This window comes from Psychrobacter sp. DM4, from assembly GCF_051307035.1.
In the GTDB taxonomy this organism is placed as follows: Bacteria; Pseudomonadota; Gammaproteobacteria; order Pseudomonadales; family Moraxellaceae; genus Psychrobacter.
This window is the reverse complement of record NZ_CP195536.1, coordinates 2,405,993-2,422,140: the sequence shown is the minus strand read 5'-3', so window position 1 is coordinate 2,422,140 and position 16,148 is coordinate 2,405,993. Positions and strand designations below refer to the sequence as shown.

Below are 16,148 nucleotides of genomic sequence, written 5' to 3'. Positions count from 1 at the left end.
TTAAGGGTTCATTAGCGTTTTTTTGCTGCATTTATATTATCATAGGTTAGTCAACATACATTCTACTAGGAGTAACAAGATTATGGACAATCAAGCACAATTGACTCGTAATAATAACCCCGTTTGGCTAAAGACATATGAAGACCTTGGATTGACTTATGACATCAACTTGCCACCAGAGAGTAGCTCGCTCGTCGATATTTTAGAAAAAAGCTTTGCTGATTTTAGTAATAGAACGGCTTTTATTTGCATGGGATCATCAATTACCTTCAAAGAAGTTGATGAACGTAGCAAGCAGGTCGCCGTCTACTTACAGTCACTAGGCCTGAGTAAAGGCGATAAAGTTGCGGTAATGATGCCAAACATCCTGCAACTACCAGTTTCTGTCATCGGCGTACTGCGCGCAGGCTTGACCCTTGTGAACGTCAATCCTTTGTACACGACCAAAGAGCTTGAGCATCAACTGACTGATTCTGACGCCAAAGCGCTTATCATGGTTGAGAACTTTGCCAAGACCTATCAAGACATCGGCCGAGATGTCGTTGACAACGTGGTTATCACGGGCATGGGCGATATGATGGGCACTCTCAAAGGCCTTATGGTCAATACGGTCGTGCGTCATGTCAAAAAAATGGTACCTGAATACAATATTGCCAGAAGCATCAGCTTTAAAAATATGTTAAAAAAGAGCCCTGCGCGCAAATACAAGCGCCCAGATGATATTAAGCTCAGCGACGTCGCTGTACTGCAATATACAGGTGGTACGACTGGGGTTGCCAAAGGCGCGATGCTCACGCACAAAAACCTAGTCGCTAACTTAATCCAAAGCAATACCTTTTTGGGTAGCGCTTTTGATGACTTCGAAAAAAGAGGGGAGCAGCCTGTTATTATGACCGCTCTACCGCTTTATCATATCTTCTCCTTTACCGTATGCGGTATGTTCGGTCTTTATCGCGGTTGTATCGGCTTATTAGTGCCTAATCCACGTGATTTGGACAGCCTGATGAAAGCCTATAAAGCCAATCCACCTTCATTTTTCCCTGCGGTCAATACGTTATTTAATGCTCTCGCTAATAACGAAGAGTTCAAAGCTATGGACCATAGCAAGCTGATCGTCTCTATGGGCGGCGGCATGGCGGTACTTAGCCCAACGGCCGAAAAATGGCGTCAAGTGACAGGTAATATCATCTTACAAGGTTATGGCTTGTCTGAGACCTCTCCAGTCGCGACAGCTAATCCTATCAACAGTAAGACGTTCAGCGGTACTATTGGTCTGCCTATGCCAGGTACTGAGATTGCAATCATCGATGATGACGGCAAAGAGGTTGCTATCGGTGAGCGCGGTGAGATTGGTGTGCGCGGTCCGCAAGTCATGAAAGGCTACTGGCAGCGTGCGGAAGCGACTGCTGAAGTGATGACTTCAGATGGTTACTTTTTGACAGGTGATATCGGTATCATGGGTGATGATGGTTACGTTACTATCGTCGATCGCAAAAAGAATATGATATTGGTATCAGGCTTTAACGTCTATCCTACTGAAGTTGAAGAGGTGATGTCAGCACATCCTAAGATCGTTGAGTGCGGCGTTATTGGTATCGACAACGGCGAAAGCGGCGAAGTACCAAAGATTTATGTGGTTCGCCAAGATGATAGCTTAACAAAAGAAGAGGTCTTAGCTTATAGTCAAGAAAACCTAACGGGATATAAGCGTCCTCGCTATGTTGAGTTTATCGATGAGCTCCCTAAGACTAACGTCGGCAAAATCTTGCACAAAGACTTGCGTGAGCTTGAAGCGAAGAAAAACGCTTAAAGCCAGTTTGACAGTAGTCAAGTAACTGGTCATTAAACAACTAGCAATCAAACAATTAGTTGTCAAATAACAAAAAGGCTGGGTCGCTATAGTGACCCGGTCTTTTTTGTGGACTTAGACAAAGGACATACATAGAGAATTTATCCCAAAACTGCTATAGTTCCTGTCATTACTTGACTCCTTTGGGGCGTGTTGAACATTCGACCTTGGCACTGACAGAGACTGTTTTTTAGACGATTTGCAGATAAATATTGTAAGTTTAGTCATTCTAAGCGTCTGTTTTTATCAATAAAGCGGCAAAAAAGAGTCCTGTCCCCAGCTGTTCATAAAAAAGGGGCTGATGCTAAAATCGCCCTAGTCGTTGTGAAAATCTAGCCAATGCAATGAGCATTACCTGCAATTTTCACTTAGACTAGAACTATTTTAGCTATCAGCAGTGCGCATTTGTGAATGTTCAACACGCCCTAATCTTGGGTCTATTGCGCCACTGAAGTATTATTGATTAGGAATTATTATGACAAACAATACTGATAATCAAAACACTGACTATAAGCCAACAGATGACAAAACAAGCAAAAACACGCCGTCAAAATCAAAGACAACTGAGTTTCCTACTATGCCAACGATACCTAGTGACAGACCTTGGCTGAGCGCTTATGAGCGCTATGGTATCGATGCGACGATCGATATGCCAGAGGATGATACCTCTTTAATTGATGTATTCGAGCGTAACTTTCGCCGCTACGGGCAAAAACCTGCTTATATCTGTATGGGCGCCTCAATTACCTTTAAGCAGCTCGACATCTATAGTCGCCAGATTGCAAGTTATCTTCAATCACTAGGCTTAGTCAAAGGCGATAAAGTCGGCGTTATGATGCCTAATATTTTGCAATATCCTATCGTTGCGCTCGGTATCATTCGCGCAGGTATGGTACTGGTCAATATCAATCCGCTCTATACCAGTCGAGAGCTGTCACATCAGTTGCATGACAGCGGCGCTAAAGCGATATTTATCGTTGAGAATTTTGCAAAAACGTATCAAGAAGCCGAAGACAAAGGTCAAATAAAACACGTGGTCATTTGCAAAATTGGCGATATGCTCGGATCTATAAAAGGAGTCGTCGTCAATTTAGTTGCCCGTCATATTAAAAAAATGATTCCCTCTTATAGCTTGCCAGGTAGCATAGGTTTTAAAGAGGCTCTAAATTCAGTTTCTGCGAGCAAATACAAGCGTCCTAATCTTAATCTAAGTGACGTGGCTTTATTGCAGTACACAGGCGGTACTACTGGCGTTGCTAAAGGGGCGATGCTCTCACATGGTAATCTGGTCGCTAATATGCTTCAGATTAGTGTGCTGATCAATAGTGCCTTTGAAGATGATGCTAGTAGCAATGATGTGATTTTAACTGCGCTACCGCTTTATCATGTCTTCTCATTTATGGTATGCGGCATGTACGGTATGTATCAAGGTTACGCCGGTCTCCTCATTCCCAATCCACGTGATCTAGATGGTTTAATTAAAGAGATGGGTAAATATAAGCCTACCTTTATCCCTGCGGTCAATACTTTGTTCAACGGTCTTGTCAATAATGAGCGTTTTGCCGAATTGGATTTCTCTAACTTAAAAGCGTCTATCGGCGGCGGTATGTCAGTCCTGCCAAGCGTCGCTAAAGAGTGGCACAACATTACAGGTTTGCCGATTGTAGAGGGCTATGGTCTATCAGAGACATCCCCAGTGGTTGCATTTAACCCAATGACCATCGCTGAATTCACAGGCAAAATCGGTATTCCAGCGTCTAGCACTGACATTGTGCTCATCGATGATGATGAGAACGAGGTCGCTATCGGTGAGCGCGGTGAGATATGTGTCAAAGGCCCGCAGGTGATGATTGGTTATCAAAACCGTCCTGATGAGACGGCAAAGACGTTTACTGCTAGTGGTTATCTCAAGACAGGTGATATCGGTATCATGGACGAAAAAGGCTTTATCAAAATTGTCGATCGCAAAAAAGATATGATCATTGTGTCAGGCTTTAATGTTTATCCCAATGAGATAGAAGCGGTGATGAGCGAGCACCCAGCGGTCAATGAGTGCGGGGCTATAGGTGTGCCAAGCGATGAGCGCGGCGAAGATCCTAAGCTGTTTGTGGTCAAAAAAGGCGAGGTCACAGAGCAAGAGTTACTTGATTATGGTAAAAAGAATCTGACTGGTTATAAGCGTCCGCGTCACATTCAGTTCGTTGATGAGTTGCCCAAATCAAACGTGGGTAAAATCCTACGCAAAGAGCTGCGTAAGATGGAAGGCTTAGAATAGGTTTTGCCTTTTACACCCATTTGATCGAAACAATAGCGTGTCGATGAGTGCCAATCTTGCTATTAGGCAGGCGTCAAGTTAGGATATCTCATTTATTTGATAACTTATAACGCTGTACTTGTGACAGCGTTGCACTTTTTATAACGTTACCTTAGGAATATTTATGCGTATTGATAACCGCGAGCTGAACCAACTTCGCACCATTAGCTTTGAGCGTCACTACACTAAGCATGCTGAAGGCTCAGTATTAGTCAGCTTTGGTGATACCAAAGTGTTGTGTACGGCGAGTGTCGAGTCAGGCATACCGCGTTGGCTCAAAGGTAAGGGCAAAGGCTGGATTACCGCTGAATATGGTATGTTGCCACGTGCGACCAATACCCGTAACCAGCGCGAAGCGGCTCGTGGCAAGCAGTCAGGTCGTACCCAAGAGATTCAACGCCTTATCGGTCGCAGCTTGCGGGCGATGATTGATTTGAGTAAATTGGGTGAGAATACCATTTATCTTGATTGTGATGTGTTGCAAGCAGATGGTGGTACGCGTACCGCGAGTGTCACGGGCGCCGCAGTGGCCTTAATCGATGCTTTAGAGAGTATTCAAAGAACTAAAAAGCTCAAAGCCGATCCTCTTATCGGTCTGGTCGCCGCAGTCTCCGTCGGCATGAAAGACGGTGAAGCTTATTTGGATCTCAACTACGAAGAGGACTCAAACTGTGACACCGATCTTAATGTCGTGATGACCCAAAAAGGCGAGTTCATTGAGTTACAAGGGACGGCTGAGGACAAGCCATTCACCCGAGTGCAAGCAGACAATATGCTAATACTCGCTGAAAAAGGTATTAGCGAGCTGGTAGCTATGCAAAAAACAGCCCTTGGCTGGTAGGATAAATACTATGGATAGCTAAGCTTATGTTTGGCTGTCTTTTTTTTATTGCGATAGGTGTTTTTGTATGCTCAAGCTAACTGATGACGGTGCAAAGATTACTTTACAAGGTGCGCCTGCTGTCGCGGACAACGGACTGTTTTGGTTTGGGTTCGCGCTACTCATCGGTGCGATAGCTGTTGCTATGGCGATGAGTCTATTATCAGAGCGTCTATCTATTGGGGCATTGGCTTTACTCATTGTAGGTAGCTTTATCTTTAATCGCCAACGCCAACAGCGCAAAGCTGCCTTAAGCGGGGTTATCAGTACTGGGACTTTATGGGTGCAAGCTGGCAAGCTCATACACGACAATCAAGGCAAGCGCGCCACTATCGAGCTGAGTATCAGTGATAAAGTCACCCTGTTTGGCGAGCAATTACAGATACTAGACGCTGAGGGCACGCGCAAATACCATATTAGTGGCTTTGATAGTGTACAAGAGGCCAAAGCCACTCAGGCCATATTGCAAGGTCAAGCGGTTACTAAGCGTCATGCTAATATCAAAATGAGCGATCAATAAGCCATCACCCTTTTCTATATATCTTTTTGCTTAATACTTTCTCTCTAATCTCTCTTAAATCTTTCATTTTACAACCAAGTTACTAGGTTCCACTCCTACCTTTTATCTGCTTTTTATGACCTTTTATCGCCTCTCAATTATCAATAATACTTGCAGCAGCAGCTATAAATAGTTTATAAGTAAGATTAAATTATTTAATGTCGATATTTTGACAGGGAGTAAGTCATGCCGCGTATGTCTATCTACTTATGCAGCGTTTTGCTATTACCGATTGCCGCTTTATCATCAGCTCATGCCGATAGCATGAGCCAACTCATCGCTCAAAAATCTACGTCTACTGTTCCTTCTACCTACCAGTATCCTATCATGCAGCGTCAAGCGCCTGCGATAATGCCAGCATTTTTGTCAGGAGATTATGACAATGTCGATAGTGAATATCTACCCTTATTGAGCCTTGCAGAAACCCAAAGTAGCCCTGCTGCCCGCGGAGTAATCAGCACAGCGCGTACCATGGCACTCAATGAGCGTACCATCGTCCAAGGCGGCTGCTGGGACTATTTGGATGCCGTATTTAAGCGTGCAGGCGTGACTCGCGATACGATACACAAAGGACAATATGGACAAGGCCCTTATGCCAACAGCAGCGATATCCAAGCGGGTGATTGGCTGTATTATATCAATCATGGCTATAATGGTGTCGAGCACAGTGGGCTATTTGTTGGCTGGACCAATGAGTCGGCAAAAGAGGCGCTCATACTCAGCTATGCAGGCGAGAATCGCCGTGAGCCTGCGCGCTATCGAGTTTATGATTTGAGCAACGTTTATCAAATTATGCGCCCAACGATTTAACAGTAGAATGAACCTTTTTGTTAACCATAAACTTGCTAAGCTTAAAAAAGCGTCCGTTACTCACCTGAGAACGGACGCTTTTTTTGATGGAAGGTAGAGAGAGTGCAATACGGTTTAAAAGGGTTTTACGACGACCAAAATGACGATAATCACCAAACCAAAAACAGGTACTTCGTTGAACCAGCGCCAGAATTTGTGGGTCTTATACTGCGGAGTATCGACCAGTTTTTTGCGATAAAACCCGCAAGCCGCGTGATAGATAGTCAGTAGAACGACCAAGGCTATTTTGATATGTAGCCAGCCTTGAGTCTTGTACACCTCCCAGCCAAGTACCACCATCCAAACGCCAAATATCCAAGTCGCAATCATCGCAGGCGTCATAATACCGCGATACAGTTTGCGCTCCATAATAACAAAGCGATCTTGGCTAATCTTATCCTCACTCATCGCATGGTAAACGAACAAGCGCGGTAAATAGAAAATCGCCGCAAACCAGCAAACCATAGAAATAATATGCGCCGCTTTAATCCAGTTAAAGTACTCTGCCATAATTGTTCTCGTACCCTTTTATAAACGGCAAAGCTTAGCGCAAATTACCGAATGATACTGTTGTGAATTGATTGGTATCAACTTAGCAGCTCAAATGAGCTACTCAGCAAGTACATGCAACTGCTGACCACTCATGACATCTAATACGGGTACGTGTTTGGGAGTCCTTGGCGCGGCGAGTTGCGCACTCAAGCCTAGCTCTTGCATGAGTCTGTTGTCACTGGCTTGACTGGCATTACCAGTAGTAAGTAGCTTATCGCCATAAAAGAACGAGTTGGCACCTGCCATAAAGGCTAGCGCCTGCTCACCATCAGACAAGCTTTCACGTCCTGCAGACAAACGTACGTAACTTGTAGGGCAACATATACGAGTCACCGCAATCGTGCGTATCCATTCCATAACGGACAGCTCACCGTCAGCGAGTACCTTATCACCAATAGGCGTGCCTTTAATTGGCACGAGTAGATTGACGGGTATAGACTCAGGCGCTTTTGACATCTTTATCAGCTCATACAGCCAGTCTACTCGATCCTCGCGGCTCTCACCCATACCGACGATATTACCACTACAGACATTAATGCCAGAATTGCGTACATGACTAATAGTATCAAGGCGCTCATCATAGCTGCGCGTGCTGACGACTTGTTCGTAGTAGCGTCTTGAAGTATCTAAGTTGTGATTGTAGTAATCAAGTCCGGCATCTGCCAATTGCGTAGCTTGATTGGAGTCAAGCATTCCAAGGGTCATGCAGGTTTCAAGCCCTAAAGCTTTAACTTCTTTGACCAGCTCAACGACATAAGGCATGTCTTTAGCGCTTGGATGCTTCCATGCAGCGCCCATACAGAACCGCGATGAGCCTGTCGCCTTGGCGCGTTTGGCCGCAGCAATGACCTTCTCAACATCTAGACGTTTTTCTGCCTGTAGCTCAGTCTTTTCACGGTGATGACCGGACTGCGAGCAATAGCCACAGTCTTCAGGACAGTTGCCTGTCTTGATAGAGAGCAAAGTGCTGATCTGAACTTCATTGGCTGTAAAATGCTGTCGATGGGTAGTCTGAGCTTGTAGCAATAAGTCCATTAAAGGTAAATCGAATAACTGCGCAATGTGTTCACGGCTAGGTTTAACAAGTGATCTGTCATTTAAGCTACTGCTACTAGTTTCTATGCTAGAGTTTGAGATGCTAGGTTCTGAGATGTTAAGTAATCCTGCCATGAGTAAAGATCCTTTATGATGTATCCAACACAGATAAGTGTAAATACGCTTAGATGTAATAACGACATGAGCGTCAATGGTATAAGCTTTATTCTTAGTAGGCACAGCCTTTATATATGCCACAAAAAAGGCTGCGATACTCGTAGTATACCGCAACCTTTTGATAACACCAGAGCGTTAGCGATTAACGCTTTTCCTTTATTTACCGATTTTGTGCTTGGCGACGCCAAACCAATGGCCAGCGAACTGCTGAGCTTTGTAAGCGTAAGGTTTAGCCTTTTGAATGTAAGGCTTAAGCTCTTCTGGAATCGTAGGGACGATGTGTTTGGCTAGTTTATTGAACCACATCATCAAGCTGTAATCGCCCTCGATGCTTAGGTTGCCTTCTTGAACCGCTGTCATAAAAGCAGGCAAGCTGCCTTTAGTCAATAACTTCACACCTGTGATTGAATCTTTGAAGCTAATAGTCAGGTCCGCTTTTTCTGCATGACCACTACGCTGACTGAACTGTCCATTATCAAAAGTAAAATAACGGGCGATATCTGACTCTTGACTAGCAATCTCAATAGTGACGTTGCGATCTGCTAACAAGGCTTTGAACTCTTCGTTATCGCTATCAGCAAGCATAGATAAGCGATAACCAACGATAGCCAATAACACGTCTAATGGATCAGATTTGATATCTAGAACAGGAACCGTAAACATAGATGAACTCCTAGTGAGAGGTAAAATGATGCATATTTTACTATAATCATGTCACTGAAGTATTAACGATTCGTGTCTATTACGTCACAACGCAATAGCCTAATAACAATACATTATAAATAGAAGCTCAAAACAGTTTTGAATACCAAGTTTGGAAATATGGTTTGGAAATATGGTTTGGAAATATGATTTGGTGACTGAAAATTGATGGCTAAAACAAATTACTGAAAACGCGGCGTGTAGTCATCATCATAGACAGGACTATGCTCAACGTAACGTGCCGCCTCAAGCTCACGCTGCTGCTGCAAAGCCATGCTCACATCTTCGTATCGCAGCGCTCTGTAGAGTACCCATAGGCCTAATGGCACCCAACTGATACCCATCGCGAGTACATAACTGTGCCATTCAGTGAACACAAACCAGCTCGATACTAGAGTATTAATGGCCTCAACCGCGAGCCAATATCCCATGCCACCTAGTAAATACCACAGCAGCCAGCGCTGTGAGGATAGAGCCAACGTCACAACCAAACCTGCTAATAGACCTAAGCCTAGCAGAGCATTAGTGTTCATACTCAGCGCATCAAAAGAAAATATAGTCAACAACATCATTCATCTCGCTTGTCATAAGGTGAATTTCAATAACCCTATTATGAGAGCAAAATGGACAAAGTAGAAGGGTAGTAAGGCGACTTTGCGACAACCGTTGACGTCTGATTTAAGGGTAATAATAGCCAGTCAGCTACAGCGTACTCTGAGCAAAGCATAGCGCCGATAACGCACAAATAACGGCTTATGTTCTATTGTTTTGATGTCCCCACCAAGACAATAAAGACACTAGTACTGCGCCTAACAGCATCAAACTTAAGGTTGTGAGCCACTGCGCGCCAGTAGGGTACTGCCAGGGCATGACATTGCGTATCGCCTCGCTATCTAAAGCGCTCGCTATCGATATTTTCCATGGCCATACCTTGACTAGCGAACCTGCAATAAAGCCTGTCAGCAGCGCTAAGGTTGCCTGATAATAGCGTGACAATAGCCATTTGAGTACGCGCGTAAACAGTAATAGCCCCGTTGCCATACCAGCGACCACCGTCAATATGACGGTGAGATTCATCGTACTGACCGCTTCCAATACTGCGTCATAAGCACCAAGTAAAAGCAAGATAAATGAGCCTGAAATACCAGGCAGTATCATCGCGCAAATAGCGATGGCACCAGCAAAGAATAGATAGGGTAGACTTGGTGCTGAATGAAGCAGCGGCAAACTACTCACGCCAACGGCGACTACCAGACCGATAACAAATAAGCTGGCTCGCCCTACAGTCCAGCGTTTGATCTCCGTGAGCAAAATGACGACCGTTGCGGCTACTAAGCCAAAGAAAAACGACCAAATAAACAGAGGCTGATTGTCTAATAAATGCTTGATCATGCCCGCTAAAGTGATAAAGCTGGTGATAATACCTAGGAGCAGACACACCAAAAAAGTCGCATCAACCTCACGCCAAATGTCAACTAAACCTTTGATACCGCCCCGCTGACAGAACACGCCCCACAGACTAGGGCCAATACGGCTAATAGCATTAATAAGACGCTCATAAATACCTGATATCAGCGCTATGGTGCCGCCAGACACCCCCGGTACAATGTCGGCGGCGCCCATAGCGATACCTTTGACGTACACGCCGAGTAACTGCTTTGGGCTGTCGTCATATATAGGCTGAGTATCCAAATCAGAGTCTAAATGAGTATCTAGAGAAGCATTTGAAGTTGTATCAGTCGACGGGGTATCTGGTCGCGGTGAGGGTGATGCCGTCATGGACATTCCTTTAGAATTTTGAGTGACAAAGTAGGCGTCTAACCATTAAAAGTAATGAGAAGTATAAGCAGTCACCAGCTAGAGTAGCTAACTAATAGCCACTCTAGCTATCTGGAAGCTATATCATCTAAGCAGGAACAAAGGCGGGATAGCCTAGTGCGTATAGGACGCCCTCAAGGCCTGTGATATTGATCGCTGCATCAGCACGCGCCTGGACGATGGGTTTGGCGCGATAGGCAACGCCTAGGTCAGCATCTGCCATCATTAGTAGATCATTTGCACCATCACCAACGCAGACTACCTGTGACATGGCAAGTCCTAGGCGCTCTGCGGTATGAGCCACGATAGCGGCTTTTTTGCTACCATTGACGATAGGCAGCTGTATATGACCAGTAACCTCGCCGTCTTCGATATCTAGATGATTGGCATGTACCTCATCAATACCCAATTGCTCGGCGATATACTGAGCAAAGTAAGTAAATCCGCCCGATACCAGTACCGTATGGTAGCCCAGAGCCTTGAGCGCGCTGATCGTGGCGCGCGCACCTGTCGACAGCGTCAGGCGTGTACAAATATCATCCAAAACATCCGTTGATAGACCTTGTAATAGAGCCACACGTTGAACGAAAGACTCATCAAAATCTATCTCGCCGCGCATAGCTGCTTCGGTGATCGCCTCAACTTGCTCGCCAACGCCTGCGACCTTTGCCAGCTCCACAATAACCTCTTGTTCGATCAAGGTTGAGTCCATATCAAAACAAGCTAACTTGTGAGTGCGTAGCATATGACCGACAGAGAGGATATGACAATCGATGAGCTCTACGCTGTCTGTTTGAGTGTTATTGTCTGTCGCCAAATTATAGCTCTCGCTCAAATCATGACGCAGGCGAGTAGTCAGCTGATCATCAATGATATGAGCTGCCGCCGTAGTCTTGGCTGGGTGCATTAAAGTATCTGTCACGGGTACGAGCAAGTAGCGATATACCTGCGCTAAGACAAAAGGCGGACGAGCAATTGCTTGGGTGGTATCTGTATCGTCGATAGCGACTTCTACAAAACGCGCCTGCGTGTCTTCAGCGACAGTGACTAGATGCCAGTTGGGCTGCTCATCTACCCAAGATTGCACATAGTGATGAATATCAAGCGTTGGCATATCAGTAGGCAATACGACAATAAGGGCAAAGACAGGCAGTGATTGCAAGGTGTCAAAATCTTGAAGATGCGTGTCTTTAGGTAATAAGGAGGCAATGGAGTCAACGGCTTGCTGCCATGCTTTGCTGTCTTTTGGTAACGAGTAAGGCGTATTTTTTGGCATGGCTCAATTGTCCCTTGTATGCTCATATAAGATTGGGAATAATAACAGCTTTACAGCGTAGCGCCTATAGAGGAGATAAAAAGTAAAGCGCGACTGTAAAATATGTTTTTCGATAAATTTATCATGGTAGCTCACGCAATAATGACTACGATAGTGATATAGTAGCCATAATTTATAATGGCTGACTTTTATAGCGTTATAACCGTAGATGCCTTTTTTCAAAACGAGCATTAGCTTCGTTTTTTACCTTCCCTTACTCAAAAAAGTTTACTCTATCATGATGTATTTAGCGCCGCGGCAAGGGTTGTTTGCCATTATTATTCTGGTCAGTTTTTGTTTGCAGACTCTACTATTGGTCATTAGTACCGATCAGCAGCTGTCCAAAAGCCGAGCGCAAAAAGGTGAGCGAATGGTTGCCCAGCTCATTGATGAGGCTAGATTGTCTTTAGAAAATGAAGACCGCGTGAGCTTAAGCGTCATTGCTAATCGTTATACTAGTGAACAAGATGTGGCACGTATCGTGATCAAAGATAGTAACGACGAGCTACTCGTTCCTGTCGGCAATGCGCCTATGCAACAAGGTGATACTATTCGCAAGATGGCGACCAAAGGCGACGCGGTCATCGGTAGCGTGGCATTGACCTTAAAGGACATTAGCAAAGGTGAGATTATCGCTATGCAATGGCCGTTTGTCATCGGCTCACTGCTACTACATCTGTTTTTGTGGTTGCTCTATGGTTATATCGCCCGCCCAACCAAAGCGCAAATTAATGCACTGAGTCAAGAGATTCAGGATCTGCATCGTGATCGCTATAGACAAGAGGGGCACAATACATACAATCGCCGCTCTATCAATAATGTAGATGGGTCAGAGCAAAAACCTAGCGATAATGAGCAAAGTAGCCTCAGCACTAGCGATAACGTCAGTGACACCAAAAAGCTTATTAGCGCAGCCAGCATTCACGATGAGCTTAATGCTTATCTTAAGTCGCAACAAAATCCTGAATCGAGCACCTCAGTACCGACGACAGCGGCTAAGACTGAGACGACCTTAGCACCTAGCAATACCTCTGATACAGAGCTGCATTCTGATATTACTGCTGCGCCAAATGGTACGTTAAGTCGTTCAACAAGACTGTCTTCTGCTCGCGCTTTTGATAGCGTCACCGTGCAGATTATGCTCCATGATGAATTTAACATGCTTGAGCGCTTAGCGCCTGAGATGCGTATGCCTTATTTAGCACTTTGTACTCAGCTCCTCAATCAAGCAATAAGTGAGTTATTACAATTGCCATTGCTACTGGGCGTTAGTGCTACCAACGAGCCACATTTTGATGAGCATGGCGCAGCAAGTGCTACCCTAAAAGCGGACAACAGCCACGCCAAAGTCGCGCTAGCGGGCGTGATGCTCGCCAAACTGTATCTTATGCTAAACAAAATCATTCATGATAAACATATCGAGCTATCACGTTTTGCTTTATCCGCCAAAGCGGGCGTGAGTGACAATGCTCAAACGCCCGCTATGACGCAACTACTTGAGAGTATCGGCACCAAAGAGCAAATGCTTATTCTCTTGCCAAGCATAGGTCTCAAGCAGATCGCAACCCATGTGCAAGTCAAAAGCGTCCAGCGCCCAACGACAGTCTATGAGCGTGAATGCGCTATATTTGATGGAGGCAACGACTCCCTCATACAGCGTCTCGCCGATGTGCGTAATGCGGTACTCATGATAGATGAATGATAGTTATGGCTAAGACAATATTGACTACTAAAAGCATGCAAGCGCCGAAAAGCATTGACAAGGCTACACTGAGACCTTATAAGGCATATATATAGCGATGTATTTTGTCATATAGATAAATACTAAAGTATGTAACACCCCATATAATATTTGATTACCAGTACGTTTTAACCTCTACCCAATAATAATAGGAGCTTGTCATGAGTGATGCTGATATTGACGACGATTTTGATGATGATTTCGTTGACGATGATGATGCAAAGATGGTAGAAGAGGCGGAGACTAGCGTTCGTACTCGTCTGAGTAGTTTGGAGAAACGCCGTTTGATTGACAATTTATTAGAAGAAAAGCGCCTAGCCAAAGAGCTAAAAGATGAGATGGATGATCTTGACGATTTTGATGAAGATGGCGATGACTGGGATGAGGAGTGATCAATACTCTAACGATCAGTTATCTCTACTAATCGCCATACCCTTTATCTGATTTGCTCGAAACTGAACTGTGTTAAGCTCAATGCATACTAACACGAACGACTTACATGGTTAATGCTGTAGCAATTTTGAGCTTACCAACCCGTTATCGATTAAGGACAATCCTATTATGGACGCACTAAGTTTTGATCAATTACTAGATTATCTCGACAACCAAGAAAGCCAGTTTGTGCTTGATAGTATCGCCACTCATGGGTTTTTGACGGCGACTATCGTAGGTCCTGAACTACCCAATTGGATCGAGGCTTTGTTTGAGGGTCACATCAGTGAGATTCCAGCGAATGTCGTCGATGGTATCAAGCGCTGGCGCGCTGCTATCTTAGCTGAGCTCAAAAATGAGACACCGATCACGTTGCCTTTCAATGAAGAAAATAGCAGTGATGAGGCAGCTATTGATTTTTCTGATGAATCAGATATCGTCGCTTGGTCAATAGGATTCGTCGATGCTATGTATGGTGACGACGCCAAAGACTGGTTTGAGGATGAGGAGACGGCGGAGGATGTAGCGGTATTGACTCTACCTATGATCGTCCTTAGCGGCATCGATGATGAAGATCCTGAGCTGGCGCAAATGCGCGCTGATGAGGACAACATGGCACAGATGGTCAATGGCATTGAAAGCAATTTAACCGAGCTTTTTTTGTTATTTCATACCAACGACTAACCTTATTTATAGCAGCAGTCGCTACTATTTAACGCTACCCGTTTAACGCTACAAGTTATCAAAGAGGCACTATCATGGCGGTACAACTCTCAAACCTTGAGCACTTACCGAACTACCAGATCACTGAGCGCTTAGATGTGGTGTACGGCAGTACCGTGCGCTCAAAACATGTCGGTAAAGATCTGTTTGCAGGTCTCAAAAACATCGTCGGTGGCGAGCTGACGGCCTATACCGAACTGCTAGAAGAATCGCGCCAAGAAGCAATAGATCGCATGATTGTAAAAGCAGAAGCCCTCGGCGCTGATGCGGTCGTCGGTTTGCGCTTTTCGACCTCTAGTATTGCCCAAGGTGCCTCTGAGCTGTTCGTTTATGGCACAGCGGTTAAAGCGATTCCCATGCAGCAGCGGGCACAGTCGCCTCACAACCCATCAGATCAAAACCAAACGGGACAAGAGTGGCAAACGACACAGACCCAGCCGAACCCAGTGCAAACCCCAAATGATGATCTGCCACGTTTTAACCCTTTTGGCGAATAAATTTTCTTAAGGCTCTAGTGCTGAGTATGTCAAAACGGCGAGGGTTTTAAGACAAGAGAGAGTCCATGAACACCTCCATAAGCCAACTCCTTATCAATTACGCGCCACTGCTTATTCTATTTATAGTAGGGTGGTTTTTTGGTACGCGTCATGAGCGCCAGCATTTAGCGCGCTTGCAAGTATCAGAAAAAGAGCTGCGTTATATTGTCGTATCAAGCGAGCGTTTTTATCGTCCAACTCTGGCGACAGGGACACAGGGCGAGCTGGTGCTCGGTAGTGTCGTTATCGCGCAGGACTATTTCAAAATGGTCATCGCCAAGGTGCTCAACCTATTTGGCAAAAACTTGACCACTTATGAGACCTTATTGGATCGCGCGCGCCGCGAAGCATTAGTGCGTATGCGTATTGAAGCAAAAATTAAAGGCTACAATCATGTCTATGGTCTGCGTTTAGAGGTCACTAACATCAATCAGCTCGGTAGCATGGTCGAGGCCATCGCTTATGGGACTGCGGTCACCAGTACCGAAACGACTTAAACGACCACTCGCTAGCTGTGCTCATTTACTCTTGAAGTTAAAAGCCTTAAAGCTACAGGCTTATATCTATCCTTTCACTCCTTCTCCTATTTAAAGATTCTCTTTGCCAAATCCTATAACTGACTGAGCAGTAACTTAATCAGCTCAATACTTAAGTTGTAACGACGCT

The 16,148-nt window shown here is 45.0% G+C and carries 16 protein-coding genes; 10 read left to right on the top strand and 6 right to left on the bottom strand.

All coding sequences use genetic code 11. From position 1 onward, the window contains the following. The first annotated feature begins 82 nt into the window (after positions 1-82). The 5 genes from ACR64G_RS10350 to ACR64G_RS10330 all read left to right on the top strand — a co-directional run bounded on the left by ACR64G_RS10350 (position 83) and on the right by ACR64G_RS10330 (position 6,412). Complete coding sequence (locus tag ACR64G_RS10350) at positions 83-1,810, top strand: AMP-binding protein (RefSeq protein WP_435979215.1); 1,728 nt, start codon at positions 83-85, stop codon at positions 1,808-1,810. A gap of 616 nt (positions 1,811-2,426) precedes the next feature. Beyond that, positions 2,427-4,124, top strand: a complete 1,698-nt coding sequence (locus ACR64G_RS10345) for an AMP-binding protein (RefSeq protein ID WP_435980708.1) — start codon at positions 2,427-2,429, stop codon at positions 4,122-4,124. A 163-nt stretch (positions 4,125-4,287) separates the two neighbouring features. After that, the gene (rph, locus tag ACR64G_RS10340; protein ID WP_435979214.1) at positions 4,288-5,004 is read left to right on the top strand and encodes a ribonuclease PH; all 717 of its coding nucleotides are present in this window, start codon (positions 4,288-4,290) and stop codon (positions 5,002-5,004) included. Positions 5,005-5,071: 67 nt separating this feature from the next. Further along, on the top strand, positions 5,072-5,563 hold the full coding sequence (locus ACR64G_RS10335) for a hypothetical protein (RefSeq protein WP_435979213.1): 492 nt from the start codon (positions 5,072-5,074) through the stop codon (positions 5,561-5,563). A gap of 225 nt (positions 5,564-5,788) precedes the next feature. Beyond that, complete coding sequence (locus ACR64G_RS10330) at positions 5,789-6,412, top strand: hypothetical protein (protein WP_435979212.1); 624 nt, start codon at positions 5,789-5,791, stop codon at positions 6,410-6,412. A 114-nt stretch (positions 6,413-6,526) separates the two neighbouring features. On the opposite strand, the gene hemJ is transcribed toward ACR64G_RS10330, so the two are convergent. From hemJ to serB, 6 genes are all read right to left on the bottom strand, one after another. After that, on the bottom strand, positions 6,527-6,961 hold the full coding sequence (gene hemJ, locus ACR64G_RS10325) for a protoporphyrinogen oxidase HemJ (RefSeq protein ID WP_435979211.1): 435 nt from the start codon (positions 6,959-6,961) through the stop codon (positions 6,527-6,529). Between the two features lie 99 nt (positions 6,962-7,060). Then, positions 7,061-8,038, bottom strand: a complete 978-nt coding sequence (gene bioB / locus ACR64G_RS10320; protein ID WP_435980707.1) for a biotin synthase BioB — start codon at positions 8,036-8,038, stop codon at positions 7,061-7,063. A 333-nt stretch (positions 8,039-8,371) separates the two neighbouring features. Next, entirely contained in the window at positions 8,372-8,878 is a 507-nt protein-coding gene (locus ACR64G_RS10315; protein ID WP_435979210.1) for an SCP2 sterol-binding domain-containing protein, read from the bottom strand. A 221-nt stretch (positions 8,879-9,099) separates the two neighbouring features. Next, the gene (gene aciT, locus ACR64G_RS10310) at positions 9,100-9,450 is read right to left on the bottom strand and encodes an AciT family ciprofloxacin tolerance protein (protein WP_435979209.1); all 351 of its coding nucleotides are present in this window, start codon (positions 9,448-9,450) and stop codon (positions 9,100-9,102) included. Positions 9,451-9,670: 220 nt separating this feature from the next. Then, on the bottom strand, positions 9,671-10,696 hold the full coding sequence (locus ACR64G_RS10305; RefSeq protein WP_435979208.1) for a DUF368 domain-containing protein: 1,026 nt from the start codon (positions 10,694-10,696) through the stop codon (positions 9,671-9,673). A 127-nt stretch (positions 10,697-10,823) separates the two neighbouring features. Beyond that, positions 10,824-12,011 (bottom strand): phosphoserine phosphatase SerB, encoded by a 1,188-nt coding sequence (serB, locus tag ACR64G_RS10300; protein ID WP_435979207.1) that lies wholly within the window; start codon positions 12,009-12,011, stop codon positions 10,824-10,826. A 277-nt stretch (positions 12,012-12,288) separates the two neighbouring features. Here serB and ACR64G_RS10295 point away from each other — a divergent pair, with 277 nt between their 5' ends. From ACR64G_RS10295 to ACR64G_RS10275, 5 genes are all read left to right on the top strand, one after another. Then, positions 12,289-13,752 (top strand): hypothetical protein, encoded by a 1,464-nt coding sequence (locus ACR64G_RS10295; RefSeq protein ID WP_435979206.1) that lies wholly within the window; start codon positions 12,289-12,291, stop codon positions 13,750-13,752. Positions 13,753-13,952: 200 nt separating this feature from the next. After that, positions 13,953-14,183, top strand: coding sequence for a PA3496 family putative envelope integrity protein (locus ACR64G_RS10290; RefSeq protein ID WP_435979205.1), 231 nt, complete (start codon positions 13,953-13,955; stop codon positions 14,181-14,183). A 166-nt stretch (positions 14,184-14,349) separates the two neighbouring features. Next, positions 14,350-14,907, top strand: a complete 558-nt coding sequence (locus tag ACR64G_RS10285) for a UPF0149 family protein (RefSeq protein WP_435980706.1) — start codon at positions 14,350-14,352, stop codon at positions 14,905-14,907. A 74-nt stretch (positions 14,908-14,981) separates the two neighbouring features. Continuing rightward, complete coding sequence (locus tag ACR64G_RS10280; RefSeq protein WP_435979204.1) at positions 14,982-15,443, top strand: YbjQ family protein; 462 nt, start codon at positions 14,982-14,984, stop codon at positions 15,441-15,443. 65 nt (positions 15,444-15,508) lie between these two features. After that, positions 15,509-15,979: a YbjQ family protein gene (locus ACR64G_RS10275; RefSeq protein WP_435979203.1), complete on the top strand. Its 471-nt coding sequence runs from the start codon at positions 15,509-15,511 to the stop codon at positions 15,977-15,979. Positions 15,980-16,148: the final 169 nt, after the last annotated feature.